Here is a 19200-nt window from a genome sequence, read left to right on the forward strand (position 1 = left end):
CGTGAAATACGCGTTTTTGAGCAAAATAAGACATCTACGTTCCGCTACAATCTGGTGATGCCAAGTGCGTGTTGAGTTTGGGATACAGCGCGGTTTTCGGGAACCGAAAACTTATATGTTCTTATGTGGCGACAAAAAAACAGCTCTCCTTCGGAGTAGCTGCCATTCCTTCACTGCTATTCGTAATAAACTTATGTCAATCCGTTTTGTGACCGTAAATTTGCAGATCATGAATGGACCAATAATTCCCTGCTTTCACTGTCTGAACAATCTTTACGTATCGCGCATTTTGTGGATTGAAGTTGATTTCTAGTACGTTTGTGCCAACACCCGATGCGACTGAAGTTCCCCAATTGAAGCCGTCAGTAGATACATATACTTCATACTTCCTTGGATAATCATTCGGCGAGTTCTCACTTCTTAGCACAATTTTGTTGATTGTAAATGAGTTCTTCATATCAATTTGATAAAATTGCCCGGGTGCTTGAGCTGTCCCTGTATCCCAGCGCGTATAGGGACTGCCATCAATCGCACCTTGAGGTTTGCCAGAACTACTGGTTACTCCCCATTCTGCCCGGTTTAGGGCAACTACATCGGTAGTCGTCGCCGTTGCCGCTTGCGAAACCTCTTCTGAGCCTGAAACTCTGATCTGATACGTGTATTTGTTTCCAACCAACGTATCCATATCGGCAAAACTAGTTTCTGGCACTTGTTCAGCGATCACCTCGTAACTGCCCTCACCCGTACCTATTTTTCGTAAAACATCGTAACTATGTGCTCCTTCTGATTCTTTCCAGCTAAGCTCAATCGCATGATTCTCTATAGGCTTTGCCTGAATCCACGCAGGTGCAATCGGTTTTACCCCATCAGTCCGTGTCAAGATATACTGCACAGCTTCACCAGGAAGCAGCGTTTCCTTGAATTCAAGCTCAGGGGCTGCTTGCAGTCCTGTCAAGTACGTACGAGCTGTTTCATAGGTATCACCCGCTCCGAATCTTTCTCCTTCATACAAAGCAGCTTCGGGCATAGTTACTTTGGCGTGTATTGTTTGCGTACTCGTCCCAAAATTTACAAAGTTAAGCAGAATTTTGTCCGACTTCGCTCCTGATCCTGGGAGTGCAGGCAATGTCGATGTATCCACGCCGCGAAAATAAACAAGCTTATCAGCCAACTCAGACTTGTTGGTAAGTTCGTAAACTAGCGGTTTCCCGTGCGTGGCATAGGCTAAATTCAACCTGCGCATAACCCCAACCCGCGTATCTTTGTCCGTTAAGTTCTTATGAATCTTCATTTGCGCAGGGTTTTGATTATTCAAATCAATCCCCGACTCAAACAAGGCATATTGCGGATAAAAGGCTGCATGCTGCATAAACATATCGGCATATCCGATATGAGCCCTCATAATGCGATCGAAGACCGCCGATTGAGGCTGCGTAGCACCAAATTCTTTGGGATCCATATGGCTATCTGAAGTTCCATACTCCGTATTCAACATTAGCTTCTTAAGGCCATCCTCTGCCCCTCCGAATGTTTGCAGATTTTCTAAGAAGCTTCCATCCTTATTATCGGAATACGAATTTCCGTAAGCATGCCCATTCGTTAAATCTGTCAACTCTTCTAGCTCCATTCGCTGCTCAGAATCGTCTTCCCACCCATCGGGTTCTCCACATTTAAACATGCCAGACGAGGTTTGATTTCTACATGATCTAATGTTGTACTTAGGTGCATATGCCCATCCTGGAGCCACTGTTTTCACATGAGGAGCAAGCTCAGGAAGATGGGTTTTCAACCACTTCGCAATGGCTAGATTCACCTCTTTGGAGCGATTGAACAAGCCTGGTTCATTATCAATCTCATAGTATTGAAACATGGACCCATACTGCTTCACATAATCCAATAATTTATTCTCTGCATCTGCAGGCAGTGTGCCATCTTCTTTCAGCTTAATATTTCCTGTATGTAGATGCAGAGCTACCGCCCCAGTATTGTAATCACGCAGGGTTTCGTAATAAGATTTGATCGACGAACACCCCATCTTCACATCTGTCGCACAATCCACCCTCATCACATTGCCGCTGTAGGCGATTCCTAACCATTTCAAAACATAAGGAAGGTGCCTTACTGCTCCCTGATCATAGTAGAATGACAGATTGCTTACCTTCGTACCTGATTCCACATATCTCCCATGAATCGGTTCTTCTGCAGGTGAGGACAGCGCATCAAGTGCTAGGTAATCCCATTTCCACCAGAGAAATTTATTCTCATCTGCCGTACAATACAAACAGCCTAAGGCTGACAGCTTCAATTCGTTATTTCCCAGCTGCAGCTGCTCCTTAGGGATATAAAGCTCATATAATTTCTTGTACGGGTAAGTGCTTGTTGTCCCCCCAACTCCAGCAATCTGGATGATGCCAGAAAGCATCTTGTTAGAGAAAACCGCCATCTGTGGAATGGCTTTGTGAGCATCCAGAATTCGAACTCGGAAATGAACACCATATTCAGGTATTTCAGTGAGCGGGAAGTTGATCGCAAAGGTAGGATTCAAGGATTTATTAAGACCTTGAGGCACCGTGTCCCAAGCATCCGTCTGCTTCAAGTCGGGCGTTACGGTGTAGCTGCTCTGTCCCGCGCTTGCATTTCCAAATTCCAAATAGGAATCGTTCTGATTGCCCAACATCCATATTTGATTGCCAATCTGATTAGAAACTGCCATCACGTTTACAAAATCTGTTTTTGCCGATGCATTGTAGTTATTCGAAGCCGAGGTCAGGATCAGTAAGATCAACAAGGCAGTTGGTACAATCACATATCTCATCATGTTAGATACCTCTCAACCATCAAGGAAGTAATAGGACACTCGCGGGAATAATTTCTTTCACTTGGGACGGGCTCGTCCACATGACTTTAGCAACAGCACCATTCGTATTATCATAATATTCGACTTTCAAATCAACAGGCACGCCAGCGGTTAGTGCAATGGTTCCGGATCGTTCCACCCAGCTTTGATTAAACCAACTATCAATAACCAACACGCCATTCACCCAAACTCGGATGCCATCGTCACTTAAGGTAGAAATCTTATAGGTTTCCGTATATTTGGGCTTAAGTTTACCCGTCCATCTCACGGAAAACGTATCTGCTTGCATAGAAGGAAAGGGAGCTGCTGTGGACCAATTGAAATCAATCTTGGCATCTTCCTTCGTTTCCTTCAGCTCGGTCAAATCCTTATTATCGTAATATTCCGCTCGCAACCCGTATCTCTCATCCTGTAAGACAGGTTGTTGTGAGATAGGTGCTTTAATAGGTTGAAGAGACTCTCTTGTCAGTAATTTGGAATTCGTATAGAAGGATTCAATTTCTTGTAGGTTATTATTTTCTGCAAGCATTTTGCCCCATGTCATCAAATAGGCCCATTGGGGCTGCTCATTCAAAATAGTGCCGCTAGGCAGCTCACCATTTTCCCCCACGGCTACAGGCTTACCATTAGCCAATTCCACAATTTTGGTGTAATAATCCGAATGGTAATCATTGTCATAGATATCAACGGCGAGTACATCCACCTTATTTTCTCCAGGATAAGTGGCTGTATACGAGTCAGACCATGCATTCGGTGCATTCGGACTCCACACCCAAAGCAAATTGTTCAACTTATGCACATTAACGAAGCGGTCATACATGATATTCCATAATGCAGGGAAGTTGCTCTTCTTGCCCCACCAGAACCAATTACCATTCATTTCATGATAGGGGCGCCATAAGACAGGAACACCTGCATCCCTAAGTTTCCCTAAGTACACGGCAGCTTTATCGAGATCTGCAAGCAATTGCGCGTACTGGGGAGTACCTGGCGTAACGTACTTATCAAAATCGGCTTGGCTCATTTCCTTCTGTACATTCGACCAGCAAAGGCATGTTCCAGGAATGCTTTCATGAAATGATATCGTTACCAGACCGCCAGCCTGGTTCCACGCAATCGCACTATTAACCACCTTTTGTCTTTGATCTGCCAATTGACTTTCTGATTGATCCATAATGGCACCGAATTCATAACCATGAAGACCCGGATATTTACCAGTCCAGCCTTTGACTTGATTCGTCCATTCATCTGGGCTTTCTAGATAATCATGCTGTCCGCTAATAATGCTTACACCCGAAATGGCATACAAATGCTGCAATACTGCCTTAGCCTCGTACGTTGCTTGTGAGTTGATAGGAACAACTGACGCATTCGTTACGTTCGGGTGAAGCAATAAATTCGGTGCTAGCAAAGAGAGTAGAAACAATAAGGAAACCACCTTCTTACGCACACCCACCTTTCCAAAAAAATCGATCATCATCTTTCCTCCAGTATCGTAGATTGACACAATGAACCCCGATTTACGTTTCTAACACACGTGTTCATCCTGCTTAATCTACCATACAGGTCATATATTAGATTTGTATAAGCATTATATTAATATTTTGAAAGTTTTTCCAATTTCAGTTATGCTTTCAAACAAGGAATCGCCTTCCATTCGCCAAAGTCGAATAGAAGGCGGTTCGTTGTTTCAAAACAAATCTTAAATAAATTGGTAAAGGGGGATATCCTTCCATGCCATACAAATACGAACCGTGTCTTCTTCAACTAATTCGGATCCGCTTTGGACCTCGATAAATTCAACATCCGTTATGGCTCGAATGCTGTGCCTAGTTCCATCTGGAATTCGAACGACATCACCAGGCTTCACTTGATAGAGCTTGTCATTAATGACAATATCCGCAACGCCGCTTACGATCGTCCACACCTCACTGCGTTTATAATGCAGCTGATAGCTTATATTTTTACCTGCATGAACGAGAATCCGTTTGGTCAGCACCTCATTATCTTCCGCATATTTGACATAGTCAATCACGCGATAACGTCCCCACCTGCGCTCCTCATACATCGGTCGGTGTTCAATTTTATTCATGACTTCCTTAATGCGAGGACTTTCCGACTTGCTCGTTACTAGAATCCCATCAGGGCTGACAGCGATGACAGCGTCCTTAATCCCAATCACCGTAACTGGAATGTCTAGCTCATTAATCAAATGGGTATTCTCGGAATCTTCAGTCACGATGCCCGTTCCGATCTGGGATCGACTCATTTCCTCTGTCAGTGTATTCCAAGTGCCAAGGTCTTTCCAATAGCCGTCGTAAGGTACGACAACACAACTAGCTTCCTTCTCTACAACTTCGTAGTCAAAGCTAATTTTCGTTAATCTATGATAGTTTTTAAGCATTTCTTCATACTGAATCGGGATGCCCTTCTCCACCATGACTTCAATGAGATAGCCTAGTCGGAAAGCGAAGACACCGCAGTTCCAAAGCGCCTTCTGTTCAATCAAGGCAGCTGCTTGTTCACGATTCGGCTTTTCAGCAAAATGGTTAACGTGAAGTGCTTCTGACCCTTTCTTGCGTTTGTCAGAGGGAACGATATACCCGTATTTCTCAGATGGAACCATTGGAACAACGCCCATTAGTGCCAAATTCGCATCCGTTTCGTGCAGAACATACTCAAGCTGTTTAATTTTCTGAAAGAAAGCCTCATCGACATACGGATCTACCGGTAACACCGTAATCACAGTGTTCAGGGGCAAACTTTCGACATCATACATATAAGCAGCAGCAAGCGCGATTGCAGGGAAGGTATCTCTTCTCTCAGGCTCGACAATAAGCGGTGCATCGCCACCCAATTGACTTATGATCATTTCTACCTGGGAGCGGTTCGTCGCTAAGTAAGCATCATCGCCGAGGCCCGTATTCTGCAGTTGTCTCCATACACGTTGAACCATGGATTCGCTTCTGCCTTCAGCATCTTCAAGTACCCTTAAGAATTGCTTAGATCTGGAATCATTGGACAATGGCCACAGTCGTTTACCCGACCCGCCGGAAAGAAGAACCAATTTCATGAATACCACGCTCCACTCGGTTTATTTGACAATTATCTAGCCAGCGCTTTTGGACGGGATGCTCCGATCAAATCAGGTCTCCCTACGGAATAATATTTGAGTCCAGTTCCCTGGACCTGCTCTTTGCTAAACACATTGCGACCATCAATAAGAATTGGCTGCTCCATGACAAAAATGAGCTGTGACAATGGGACCACTTTGAATTCTTCCCAATCCGTTAGTAAACAAATGGCGTCGGACCCCGTGGCTGCTTCCAGGGCATTCTCACACCACTGAATCGCCGGATGGTCGATACGTTCCCTAAATTTCTCCATTGCAATGGGATCATACAGCTTCAGCCGTGCTCCCGCACGAATCAGGGTTTCAACGATTTCTATGGAAGGCGCATAACGAATGTCATCCGTGTTCGGTTTAAAAGACAATCCCCAGATGCCAATGGATTTGCCGCTTAGTGGACCGAGGGACGCCTCCAGCTTGGAAATCACTTTATAACGCTGCGATTTATTCACCTCGACAACCGACTTTAACAATTGAAACTCATAGTCGACATTGCCAGCAATTTGAATCAACGCGTCTGTATCCTTGGGAAAACAAGAACCCCCGTAGCCGATACCCGCACTCAGGAAGGAAGAGCCAATTCGCTTATCTTGCCCCATTCCTTTGGCAACCTCGGTGACATCTGCGCCAACTTTCTCGCAAATGTTGGATATTTCATTAATAAAAGAAATTTTGGTCGCCAGAAAAGCATTCGATGCGTACTTAATCATCTCCGCGCTGCGAATACTTGTAACGAAGATTTGATCGGTAAAAGAACGGTGCAGCTCCGTGAGAGGTGCGGCTAAGCTTGGATTTTCAATCCCGAGGACAATCCGATCCGGATGAAGGGTATCGTCGATCGCCGAGCCTTCCCGGAGAAACTCTGGAATCGATACGACGTCGAAAGACTGCAACGTATTCATAGCAATAATCATTTGAATATGCTCGTTCGTACCCACAGGAACGGTGCTTTTCGTTGCAATGATTTTATAGCTATTCATCGCCTTCCCGATTTCCATGGCCGCTTGCTCGATATACGCCAGATTAGCCTCTCCATTTGGTAAGGAAGGTGTGCCTACCGCAATGATAATGAGTTCGGATTGGCTGATGGCTTGTGCCAAATCAGAGGTAAAGGCCAACCGACCGGCATTGAGATTCTTCTCCATCAGTTGTTCAATACCAGGTTCATAGATCGGAGATATCAGGTTTTGCAGCTTTTCAATTTTCTGTTCATCGTAATCCACACAGATTACGTTATTGCCCACTTCAGCGAAGCATACCCCGGAAACTAACCCCACATACCCCGTCCCGATTACTGCAATATCCATACGATTAATGCCCCTCTCTGAATTGTTGGTAGGCCTTACCCATGTAGTCTTTTAGTTTATCCATGAATGTTTTCTCATCAAATTTCTGCGCGTGCTGCACGATTTGCCTTACATCCCATGCATGGTTTTCCACTTCTTGAATTGCAAGCAGCAGATCTTCTACCTCTTGCCGTTTAAAGAACACACCATTCACATTAGGCACAATCGTATCTAACGCACCTCCCGCTTGATAGGCAACTACGGGTCTTCCGGCAGCATTCGCTTCCAGCGGTGTAATGCCGAAATCCTCCTCACCAGGAAAGATTAACGCTCGGCATTGCGCCATCATTTGAGTGACCGAACCGTCATCCAGCCTTCCCAGGAAACGAACATTCCCTTTGGCCATTTCCTTAAGCCTCACCATGTCGGGTCCTTCTCCAACGATGTATAAAGGCAGTCCATTTCGATTAAATGCTTCTACCGCCAGATCAATTCGCTTGTACGAAACAAGTCTCGATACAATTAAATAATAATCATCAATGGAAGATGAGCTGTGGAATCGCGACGTATTAATCGGCGGAAAAATAACATCGGAATCGCGTTGGTAATAATTTCGAATGCGATTTTTTACGACGGAGGAATTAGCGATGAACTGATTCACGTTAGCCGACGTTTTTTGATCCCATTGCTTAAGCCTATCGATATAAATCTTCAAAAGCCGCTTCATCACACTTGAATTGCTTTGTCGCTCCATATACGTGTCATAATCCCAAGCGAATCGCATCGGTGTATGGCAGTAACAGAGGTGAAACGTATCCTTTGGAACCTGAATACTTTTCATGAAAGCGCTGCTTGAGCTAAGCACGATATCGAATTCTCGGAAATCAAAATCCTTAATCGCAAACGGGTATAGGGGGAGCATTTCTTTAAAATGGCTTTTCCCACCGGGCATTTTTTGCAACCAGGAGGCCCGTATATCCGCATCTCTTAGCTCATCTAGCAGCCGATTATTGCTAAACATGGTCGTATAGATGGGAGCACTCGGGTACATTTGGTGAAAGACCTCAACCACTCTTTCGGCCCCGCCCATTTGAACCAAATAATCATGCGCGATTGCTATTTTCATTTGATCCATCCTTTATTTACTAGCGGATAATTACGAGTTAGCAATTAAACCTGCATAGTAATGAGTGATTTGGGTAACGGTTCGTTCGATGACAAAGTGTTGTTCCACGCGTTTTATGCCATTCTCGCTCATTCTGCGCCGCACGTCTGGATTCTCCAGCAGGTAGCGAATGGAATCGGCAAGCAAAACGGGGTCACCGGGCGTAATGAGAAGTCCCGTTTCGCCATTTACAACCGTTTCAGTCGGACCGCCTTCATTAGAAGCAATTACGGGTAAACCAGCCGCCATACCTTCTACAATGACCTGACCAAATGGCTCAGGGGTTATGGAAGTATGCACCAGAAGGTCAGCTTGCTGCATTAATGTTTGAATGTCATCCACATGACCCAATAAAGTAACATTGTACAGCTTGTTATCTGCCATTTGTTGAAGCAACTGCTGCTTATACGCGTCTTCCCCGAACAAGGCATCCCCAGCTATCCAGAACTGAACCTGCTGATCGGGTAGAAACGATTTGGCCGCTTCGAGTAAAATATGTTGGCCTTTCCATTCCGCCAGCCTGCCAACTAGCAAAACAACGTAGGGCTTCATCCATTTTTTCTCTACAGCAATCCCTGAATTCTTCGTTTTTGCGAAAGCCGAGTAGACAACTAACGTTCTTTTCGATTTCGGCAAATGCAGAGCATTCAAGGTTGAATTAGAATTAGCTATAACGCCGTTTGGCAGCAAGCGGGACATCCATCGTATCGCCTGAGCGACGATTGGTTTCAAGTACGGAACTCCGATATGGTCCCGGATATGCCAGATAAGAGGAATGCCTGCCAATTTAGCAGCTACAGCTCCATAAAAAGCAGATTTCAACGAATTGGTATGTACACAGACGACTTGTTCTGCTTTCAATAATTTGGAAAGCCTCTTCCCATAGGTGAGAAGCTCAAAAGCGGCCGATACTGCTTGCAAATTCACCGCATTCCGGTTGCGATTGCGTACCTTATCACTTAATGGCAGAACGCGAACGTCGATACCTTTTTCTCTTAAGCGATCTACAAGCGCTCCCTCTTCAGCCACGATAACTAATGGGTCTACTTCGTTTCCGAGATGGGTAATAATGTTATAAAGTGCGACTTCTCCCCCGCTCCATCTAGCGGTATGATCCAAATAAGCTACCCTCATCCTGTTCACGTCCTCCTTTCTTCCCAGCGCTTACCTGACGATTGCCGCCGTAAGCAATCAAATGCTGATCGATTACGTGATTAAATACACTATCTACCTGTTTGGATACACGATCCCAGGTGTAATTCTCCAACACATGGCTTCTGCATTGCTCTGCAGTTGGCCACATTTCACGATGCCGCAATAAGCGAATTAATCCAGAAGCCATATCTTGGCTGCTTTTACCTGCAAACAGCATATCGGGTCGGTATTTCTGAAGAATTTCACGATTGCCTCCAATCGGTGTTGCCATGACTGGAACCCCGGCGGCCATTGCTTCTACGGTAATTAATCCGAAGCCTTCCAACGCTTGGGAAGGTACAACGAACAGATCAGCAGCCTGATAATAATCAGCAAGCTCGCCATCAGGGATGTAACCCAGCAATCGGACGCGAGACTGGAGACCATATTCAGCAATCCGGTTTTCCAGTTCATCTCGCAGCGGCCCTTTGCCACCGATGAACAGCACGGTATCCGGAACCGTTCTCGCAACCTCTTTCCAAGCTTCCAGTAATTGAAGAAGACCCATTCGGTTGACTAATCTTCTTAAGGTCAACACCGCTGTCGTCCCTTCCTCCAGCTGCAATTTCCTTCTTATCGCCGTGCGATCCACAGCCGGCTTGAACCGGGCAACATCAGCTCCGCCTGGTATGATGTGAATCTTTGAAAGCGGGACACCGTATTGGTGATGAAGAATATCGCGGAAGGTTTCACTTAATACAATGAATGCATCCGCCAGCCGATAAGCTTTCATCTCCCAGCTCTTGGCGATCATTGTTTTGATTCGATGCTTCAATCCCTTGCCTTCGAGCCTAATTTCCTCACTCCAAGGACCATGAAACGTCATCACCACCGGAATATTTCGCGCTTTGGCCTCCATGGCAACTCCTATACTATAGGGAGCAAAGTGGGAATAAACGATATCGATGTCCTGCCCATTCATCAGTTCAGCTGCGTGCTTCCGAAAGGCATCTCGTCTTTTACTTAACTTCAAATCGGTGACGGCTACGTTCGTGACACGGAGGTCATCTTGAACGACCGGCTTATTCGCACTGCATACCAGCGCCTCCAGCTCATGACGGGTAGCTAAGCTTTCGCAAATATGTTTGAAATAAGTGTTTAGTCCACCAGGCTGTGCAGATGGCCAACCCATTCCGGTACACAGGATCCGCAAGCTATTGCAGTGTAGCATAAGCTTTCCCCTCCTTAATTGGCTCTTGGGACTGTTTCACTCTTTTCCGAGCAAGCCCAAGCTCATACTGTTTCATACACACTAGGAATTCGTATATTCCCCAGAAGAGGGCTACCGCAAGTCCCGGAATACCCTTCTTATACAGGCCATGAACGATATATTTCTGTACAAATCGCAAGGGAGGGCGAACGATCATTCGCAGTAAGCTAAATCGTTTCCCCGCAGCAACAGCGCCTTCGGCTTCCAGATCGGTATACTTATTAAACCGCTGAATATGATCATGAATACTGCGGAAACCATAATGCCATAGAACACCTGGCACATACTCGATATTCTCACTTGCGACATCCGGTGTTTCATGAACAAGACTTTCCCGGTACTGAATTTCGGTACGGTTATATAGACGGACAAGCTTCTCGCCCTTGCCCATCCAGCGTCCTAGAAAGTCACCAATACGCAAGACAGCATAGGCTTTGCTCGGATCGGACAAGTCACTTTTCAACTTAACAATCGAAGCTGCTAAAGGTTCACTAACAACCTCATCCGTATCAATAACGAAAATCCAATCATAAGTAGCTTGATCACTGCCATAAATACGCTGCTTTGCATAACCAGGCCAAGCGTTCACATATACCTTGCAGCCCAACTGCTCAGATACACGGACTGTTCCGTCTTTGCTCCCGCCATCAATTACAACAATTTCGTCTGCAAAAGGCTTGCAGGAGGCAATCGCACTCGCTATTCTCGTTTCATCGTCTTGCGCAATGATGACAACAGAAATCCGATTCTCTCCCACAGCGTCACTATAGTGACTCATTTCGTTCGCCCCTCCCCCAGTTTCAAACAAATTATTTGGCTTTATATGCTGATATTGCTGAAAGTAACCAACGCACATCATCTTTATTAATTAATAATTTAGGAAGTTTCGTCTTCAAGGTGAATTTGACATTAAGTAGAATAAAGACGAATCGCAGTAAACCCGATGATAATATGGCTATTCCCGCACCGAACAATCCGAACTTCGGAATCAGTACCGTTAGTAACGGGATGACGATTAGCAGCCCTATCCCTTGCAGAATCGTAACAATCTTGGGCTTGCCTAATGCCATGAACGCTTGAGCCAAAACCATGGTTCCACCAGAGATGGAAACTTCGAGGAGCAGCATTCGAAAAACACTGATCGCTTCTTTAAAATCAGGGCCATACAGTAAAGGCATTACGAAAGGTGCAACCAGCATAATCATCATGGAGCAAAGTAAAGCGACACAAGTGCTGATCCTGTAAACACGGAATGTCATCTCAACGACTTTATCCTTAGGTAAACCCGATGCTTTCGGGAACAACACCACGATAATGGATGTAGAGAAAATGTTGACTACACGGGAAAGGCTTACCGCCACCGCATACAGTCCAAGCTCTGCCGGATTAAGGAGACCGATAATAACAATTTGATCGATATAATAGGAGACATTACCCATTAAATCATTGCCGTAGGATCCAATACCGTACCGGATTAATGTCTTAAAGGATTGAAAAGCATCCTTTATCACGAATTTGTATTGATTAAGTAAGCGCACTGTCGTCCATATGTAAAAGGGAACCGCCGGAGCGAGATAAGCCACGGCTGACGTGTAAGGATTCATTGTTCTTGTTAGGATTAGCAGCCCTAAGCCGATGAGCGTACTAAGCGGAACAAGAAAGCGCAGACGGTTGAACAGCTTATATTCGCCTCTCACCTGCATCATCGCATTATTAATCTGAGACAATACGATGAGAGGTACGAGCACCATGGACAATTGGGAGAAAAGGACCACGCTGTCTGAATACGTACGGAGCCAATAGGGTAAAACCAGTATCCCCAAGCTCATCGCAAGCATGCCTGCTGTCAAACCCATGAGAACAGCGGTCGAATAAAGCTTGGCGGAATCCTTCATGTTCTTTTTCACGTTGTAAATAATGGCGGAAGGCAGACCGAAAGTGAAACTAAAGGCTAGGAACTGAGACCATAAGACCATAGCCGCTTGCTCTCCTCTGCCGGATGGTCCTAGAAATCGTGCTGTTAAAATACCTGTAAGCATATTAATCACTAAGATTAGTACACTGAAAAACATCGTTCTGATGGAAGCCGAGATATGACTCTTGCTTGAAAAGAATGCTTTAATGAAGCCGAATAGAGGCTTTATGCGGACTATTTTCAAGTTGACTGGTTGCTGCATCCGAAACTTGCCTCCTCTCTTGAACGATCGTTTGATGCGCCATAATTCCAACTCCTACGACCATCCATAGTAGAAAGCCTTTCAAACCTGTATACCCATTTTCGAAAACTAGACAAATAATACTTCCTAGCAAAGCGGACAGCGCGATTTTACTGTAAAGATTCAAACCGCCCGTTTGATTTTTTTGAGATAAGAGGAATCGAGTGACAACCCATAGCGCCCAGAAGAACAGCAAACCTCCGAGGATACCAAAGGTTAGAAACACAGCAACAAATCCATTATCGAAGATGCCATATTCGCCAAGTGCTCCCCCGTTACTCAGCTTGGTGCCGACACCGATACTGCCTAGACCTAACCCTTGCGGTTTAGCAAATAACATGGGGAAAACCGTATGGAAGAAATCAAGTCTTTCATTATACGAATGATCGTCTTGTATAGCTGTCATTGTGCCCAAACGATCCACAAGCCCTTGTGCACCGGGAAGCTTTGGAATAATGACATACATGGCTCCAATTACAGCTGTTAATTGAGCAATTAATTTCCATTTTTGTCTACCAGCTGAAACGGCTGTGTAAATGACAATATCAATGAACAACATAACCCAGGCAGAGCGCACTAATGTGATAAGCAGTCCCACCGTTACGAGAATAACACCAAGCCAACCCAGCGAACCCCGCCACCTCTTATCCAGAATCATCGGTGCAAGTGCAGATGCCAGATACGTCCCTGCCGGTCCTGGGGAATTCAGCGTAGAGAACACTCGGATCTCCAAGGGAAGCGGTTTTCCAATGGAAGTCATCTCCACATGATTCATCCAGAAAGCATCCCATGGCGGCACCATCACATATTGGATAATGCCATAAACAGCAATCAAGATCGCGGTATCAGACAATGCTATAAGTAAGCGATCTAGAGCTTTACTATCAAATTTAGACAGGGCTGCATAAGGGATTAACAGTATTGGAATAAAATAATTAGCTAAATCGTATAAAGCTCCGCTGCCATTTTTCGTTATACCATATAAACTTCCGTACAACAGCACAATGGCTAGATAAATCAGCGATTTGTTAATTCGAGAATCCATTTGATTTAACTTGGAGATGACCGGTATTATCACTACCGCACTCGTTAGCAGTGGCGCAATACTCAACAAGGAGACAGAATGGTACGTACCTTCCATCCAATCCTGGATTCTCCGGATCTCCGGGCATATGACCCAAACGAGCAGAATATAAGGAATCAATCGACGCGAATCTATCAGGGCCATCACAAAAGCGGGAAACAGCAGCATCAACAAGATTGTGATCTGTATACTAAGTTCAGGATCCAGGGTTGCACTAGAATAACCGATGAGTAAAGAGACGAACAAAGCCATTCCAACCAACAGGATTGTCATCCGACTAGCCTGCGTCGTGATAAAAGGGGGCTTAATCATTTTGCTTATTTCATCCACTGTTGATTCCCGTCCCCTCCCGTTTCATCTTGAATTGCTTAACAACTTCCCGCCATAGCAAGACAGCAAACATAGCATCGTGAACCAAGTAACGCTTCCATAACCTTCGCGGTTCTTGGGCAAGACGCCAGAACCATTCGAATCCAGTTTTCTGCATAATGTTCGGAGCTCTCTTCACTGTGCCCGAAATGAAATCGAATGTTGCGCCTACGCCAATAGAGATCGGGACTTTGTACTGAAGATAGTTCTGGTAAATCCACTTCTCCTGCTTCGGAGCGCCAACGCCAACAAACACAATGTCAGGCTGCGTATCAATTAGCATCTGAATAATTTGCTCATTCTCCTCTTTTTTCTTCTCGAAACCATAGGAAGGTGAATAACAGCCAACGATATTCAGATTTGGAAATACGAGCTTCAGATTCTTTACCGCTTGCTCCGGAATACCGACAGCTGATCCTAAGAAAAAAAGCTTGTATTGTCTGCTTGCAAAAGCTTCACCTAACTTTGTGAACAAGTCGGATCCGGATACCTTCTGCTTGAGCGGTTTACGGAGCATCTTCGATGCCCATATGATCGGCATACCATCTGCAACAATGGCACCTGCACCTGAATACACCTTCTGAAACTCAGCATCCTTTCTGAGCTTGATTAAATGATCGACATTACAGGTCAAAATGTAAGAATGACTTTTCTGGCGTATGACCTCATCCATATAGGCAAGCAAGTCCAGAAAATCATAATTATCAAAATTAACATCGAACATAGTCACTCTACTCATCAGATCACTTCTTCTTTTTTCGAATTTGTCGTTGACAGAATATACAAGCTATTCAAATACCAGCAAAAAGGAATGATGAATTGAACAGTAGATAAGGTGTTATCCGACAAGGAATATAGAAAGAACGCCAGGATGAACGCCACGTAGTAAATCTTAATTCTCTGCGGGATTACTCGATAGATCATTCCAAATAAGACTAGTAACGATAGAAACAACAGGCTGCATCCGATATAACCAGCATCATAATAAAAGCGGATGTACTCGTTATGGGGAACCACAAAACCTTCATATAAACTCCCGTCATTCGCAACGGTAACCGCACCTAGCCCTCTACCTGTCAGGGGGGAATCTTTCACCCCTTTTAAGAAGTAGCTCCATGCTTCTGTTCTTCCAGACAAGTCAATTCCTGTACCTGTCTGGCGTTCGAACGAACGCTTTGTCATATTGTCCCACTGCACATAGACGGCTCCACCGATCAAGGCCAAGAAACATAGCAGCGGGATTATTAAGATTAGCTTCCCTTTGATATACTGCTTAACCATATCGAAGAAATAGTAAGCAGCCATGGCCAGCATGGCGAGGATAGGTCCTCTAGTTCCCGTAGCGATCAGAATCGCAAAGTTAGCAGCCAATGTACAATAATAAAACTTGGCTTGCAGTGGATTGCGTTTGGTCTCTATTAAGGCAACCGTAATGCCTAGAAAAGCTAGCATCGCCAAATGGGGTGCGATATTCGCCCCTTGTACCCGAATGGCTCCCGTGAATTCCACATTGAGAAACGAATACAGATGAGCCAATTGAAGGAGCGCCCCAGTTCCAACACTTACCAATGGCAGCAGACAAATAATCCGGATATGCCTTTGAGCCGTCCCTTTATTCCATTTAATCATGAGAAAAAAGAAGGGAAGCGTCAGTCCGATAAATGCTTTCAAGGTGAGTGATAACGTCAGCCTTGGGTGCCAATCTGAGAAGAAGATGGTAAGGAATAACATGCTGGCGATAGCTGCTATGGGATAGATGAACTTCCATCGAAGTCCGTTTTGCAGCATACAGGGAACTAACAGAATTAAAATTCCAAGTTTATAAAGAGAAATAATCTCTAGACCAGGTACATTCGCTTCGACGATATAGTTAAACGATATAGCGGTCGATAAAAGGACTAGATAACTCATTTTCTCCGGCTGGTAGATGGCATAAATGAATGAGAAAAGCACGCCCAGCCCCAAGATACTGAACAGAGGCTGATAAGCAGCCGCTACACCCACCATGACTGCAAGAAGTACATAGACCGCACCATAATACATCGGTTTTTTGAGCTGAATTGGAAGATCCGTCGTCATCAGTATCCTCACCCTATTAAGCGCATTTTTCCACGTCTACTGAGCGTGTCTAGCGTGCCTTTTATGCTTTGCATTCGGCATGTAATCAGCAGTTTTCTTCCTTCGGTACGCGCGAACAAGGCATCTACGACAATGTAGAGCACCTTGCTTGCAACTTTACCGAGAAGAACAAGCTTGCTGATTTGACTTTTATGCATCGAGCCATTCGTAACACCTTGATAATAATAGCGCTGCTTGATCCAATCTTTCGTCAAGCGGCTATCTGGGATGAAGTGATCGACCACCATGGAAGGCTGATAAAGAATAGCCTTCCCTTCTTTCTTCATCTGCTCAAATATCCAGGATTCCTCTCCAGACAGCAGCAGTGTCCCCTTCCTCCCTAAGTCGGTTGGGAACAAATACTTGTCGTGAAAGGATTTGCGAATCGCCATATTCGCGCCAAAGGGATGCCTGTTCATCGGATATTCATGCACAGTTGCTCCCATGTCAACAATCGTATAGGGCAGCTCCAGCTCTTCGATCAGCCATTTCGGCCGTTCACTTTCGAAACGAGGTCGAATCACACCTCCCATCGCATATACATCTTGTCGAGTATCCAAGGTGTCTATGATGGTGCGAATCCATTCCATGCAAGGAACTGCATCATCATCGAGAAAGGCGACAATATCACCCTTAGCTTCTTGAATACCTCTATTTCGCGCAGCCGAAAGCCCTTGTGTTTGTTCAAATAGATAATGAACATCCGTGCCCCCTGCTTGACGCTGAATAAACGATTGTGAGATCTCTCGCGTATGATCTGTGGAATTGTTATCCACAATGAGAATCTCAGCTTTGTCTATAGCCTTTAAAGCAGGTAACGAGTTCAAGGTGATTTGAAGCAAATCCGCACGATTATAGGTACAGATGACAATGGATACCCTTGGTTTAGGATGAATTAGCACGATGGTGTTACTCCTTTCCCTTCTGTTCTCTAAAAGGCATCTTTGGAGCCAAGAAGGACCGAAACTGTTTTCAAGATGATTTTCAAATCATAGAAAATGCTTCGTTCTCTGATGTAAGTCAAATCGAGTTCAACCATTTGTTCGAAGCTTAAATTACTTCGTCCGCTGACTTGCCATAAACCCGTGCAACCAGGTGTAACGGCCAATCGCTTCTTCTCGTATGGTGTATACTCACTAACTTCATTCGGCAAAGCTGGTCTTGGTCCAACCAAGCTCATGTCACCGACGAGTACGTTCCACAATTGTGGCAACTCATCTATACTTGTTTTGCGCAGTAATCGTCCAACGCGTGTAACGCGAGGATCATTCTTCATTTTAAACATTGCGCCTTCAACTTCATTCTGACTCATCAACTGCTGTTTCAGCTCTTCCGCATTGGACACCATCGAGCGAAACTTGTACATCGGGAACAGGTTTTCGTCTTTACCTACTCGATTTTGTTTGAAGAAAACTGAGCCTTTAGGATCTTCCACTTTAATCCAGATAGCAATGATGATAAATAACGGTGTCAGGAAGAGAATGCCCACGATGGACAGCATAATATCGAGCATACGCTTTACAAACAAATAGGAAGCAGCGCTTTTCCGTTCTTGCGGTCTAGGAGTAGTAGCTGTGTAGTAGCTCTTCTGGGGAATTTTTTGCGGTCCCAGATACTCATAATCCTCCTGCAGTTCGCGCAAGCTCATGGTCTACACCTCCCAAATGTTCTAAAATTGGTGCATATTGCTCCTTGATAAGGATGGCAGCCATCGCTTCAAGTACATCGGGCCGAAGATCTTTACTCTCCAAGGCGAACGCCATTGTCGTGAGAATGTAACCAAGACGTTCACCCACATCATAACGGATTCCGTCAAAATGATACGCCAGCACTCGTTCTATTTGATTAAGCTTCTGAATCGCGTCTGTCAGCTGAATTTCTCCGCCAGCGCCTTTCTCCTGAAGCTCCAAAAATTCAAAGATTTTAGGGGAGAACACATATCTACCCATAATGGCAAGATTGGAAGGGGCTGTGCCTAATTTTGGTTTCTCAACCAAGTCTTTCACTTGATACAGGCGGTTATTTTGCTCACCTGGATCAATGACGCCGTAACGATTGGTAAGCTCTGGCGGTACGGTTTGTACGCCAATAACTGAATTTTCTGATAATTCATATTGCTGAATGAGCTGTTTTAGGCAGGGTACCTTCCCTGTGACAATATCATCGCCTAGCAGCACAGCAAATGGTTCATTCCCGATGAATCTTCTTGCACACCAGACCGCATGTCCAAGCCCTTTGGGTTCTTTCTGACGAATGTAATGAATCTCTACTTTGGATGAACGCTGAACTTCCTTGAGAAGCTCCAGCTTCCCTGTTTCCAACAGCTTGCTTTCTAACTCGAAAGCATTATCGAAGTGATCCTCGATTGCCCTCTTCCCTTTGCCAGTAACGATAATGATATCTTCGATTCCGGATTCGATGGCTTCTTCCACGATGTATTGAATAGTCGGCTTGTTGATGATTGGGAGCATCTCTTTGGGCATCGCTTTCGTAGCAGGCAGGAATCTCGTTCCTAGTCCTGCGGCCGGAATAATTGCTTTTTTCACCTTTTTCATCTCTCTCATCCTCCTA

15 protein-coding genes are annotated in these 19200 nt (G+C 45.0%); all 15 read right to left on the minus strand.

The window, feature by feature from the left end; all coding sequences use genetic code 11:
- Positions 1-196 precede the first annotated feature (196 nt).
- The 15 genes from GC098_RS21145 to galU all read right to left on the minus strand — a co-directional run bounded on the left by GC098_RS21145 (position 197) and on the right by galU (position 19184).
- A complete protein-coding gene (locus GC098_RS21145; RefSeq protein WP_171645216.1) occupies positions 197-2818 on the minus strand; it encodes a discoidin domain-containing protein in 2622 nt (873 codons plus the stop codon).
- 19 nt (positions 2819-2837) lie between these two features.
- Complete coding sequence (locus tag GC098_RS21150) at positions 2838-4334, minus strand: glycosyl hydrolase (RefSeq protein ID WP_171645217.1); 1497 nt, start codon at positions 4332-4334, stop codon at positions 2838-2840.
- Positions 4335-4559: 225 nt separating this feature from the next.
- Entirely contained in the window at positions 4560-5930 is a 1371-nt protein-coding gene (locus GC098_RS21155; protein WP_171645218.1) for a sugar phosphate nucleotidyltransferase, read from the minus strand.
- 32 nt (positions 5931-5962) lie between these two features.
- Positions 5963-7294 (minus strand): UDP-glucose dehydrogenase family protein, encoded by a 1332-nt coding sequence (locus GC098_RS21160; protein ID WP_171645219.1) that lies wholly within the window; start codon positions 7292-7294, stop codon positions 5963-5965.
- Between the two features lie 4 nt (positions 7295-7298).
- Positions 7299-8399, minus strand: coding sequence for a glycosyltransferase (locus GC098_RS21165; protein ID WP_171645220.1), 1101 nt, complete (start codon positions 8397-8399; stop codon positions 7299-7301).
- Between the two features lie 30 nt (positions 8400-8429).
- Positions 8430-9572 (minus strand): glycosyltransferase family 4 protein, encoded by a 1143-nt coding sequence (locus GC098_RS21170; protein WP_171645221.1) that lies wholly within the window; start codon positions 9570-9572, stop codon positions 8430-8432.
- Positions 9541-10803 carry a glycosyltransferase family 4 protein gene (locus tag GC098_RS21175; protein ID WP_171645222.1) on the minus strand — a complete coding sequence of 421 codons (1263 nt, stop codon included), beginning with the start codon at positions 10801-10803 and terminating at the stop codon, positions 9541-9543. The genes GC098_RS21170 and GC098_RS21175 overlap by 32 nt, the downstream gene beginning before the upstream one ends.
- Positions 10787-11620, minus strand: a complete 834-nt coding sequence (locus GC098_RS21180) for a glycosyltransferase family 2 protein (protein WP_171645223.1) — start codon at positions 11618-11620, stop codon at positions 10787-10789. Before GC098_RS21180 ends, GC098_RS21175 begins: the two co-directional genes overlap by 17 nt.
- A gap of 31 nt (positions 11621-11651) precedes the next feature.
- Complete coding sequence (locus tag GC098_RS21185) at positions 11652-13019, minus strand: lipopolysaccharide biosynthesis protein (protein WP_171645224.1); 1368 nt, start codon at positions 13017-13019, stop codon at positions 11652-11654.
- On the minus strand, positions 12961-14454 hold the full coding sequence (locus GC098_RS21190) for an O-antigen ligase family protein (RefSeq protein WP_246358787.1): 1494 nt from the start codon (positions 14452-14454) through the stop codon (positions 12961-12963). Before GC098_RS21190 ends, GC098_RS21185 begins: the two co-directional genes overlap by 59 nt.
- A gap of 10 nt (positions 14455-14464) precedes the next feature.
- Positions 14465-15250: a WecB/TagA/CpsF family glycosyltransferase gene (locus GC098_RS21195; RefSeq protein WP_171645225.1), complete on the minus strand. Its 786-nt coding sequence runs from the start codon at positions 15248-15250 to the stop codon at positions 14465-14467.
- Positions 15250-16590, minus strand: a complete 1341-nt coding sequence (locus tag GC098_RS21200; RefSeq protein WP_171645226.1) for an O-antigen ligase family protein — start codon at positions 16588-16590, stop codon at positions 15250-15252. The genes GC098_RS21195 and GC098_RS21200 overlap by 1 nt, the downstream gene beginning before the upstream one ends.
- Before the next feature lie 8 nt (positions 16591-16598).
- On the minus strand, positions 16599-17531 hold the full coding sequence (locus GC098_RS21205) for a glycosyltransferase (RefSeq protein WP_312880254.1): 933 nt from the start codon (positions 17529-17531) through the stop codon (positions 16599-16601).
- 29 nt (positions 17532-17560) lie between these two features.
- A complete protein-coding gene (locus GC098_RS21210) occupies positions 17561-18277 on the minus strand; it encodes a sugar transferase (RefSeq protein WP_171645227.1) in 717 nt (238 codons plus the stop codon).
- A complete protein-coding gene (gene galU, locus GC098_RS21215) occupies positions 18246-19184 on the minus strand; it encodes a UTP--glucose-1-phosphate uridylyltransferase GalU (protein ID WP_171645228.1) in 939 nt (312 codons plus the stop codon). Before galU ends, GC098_RS21210 begins: the two co-directional genes overlap by 32 nt.
- Between the last annotated feature and the right edge of the window lie 16 nt (positions 19185-19200).

Source organism: Paenibacillus phytorum, from assembly GCF_013141715.1.
Classification (GTDB): domain Bacteria; phylum Bacillota; class Bacilli; order Paenibacillales; family NBRC-103111; genus Paenibacillus_E; species Paenibacillus_E phytorum.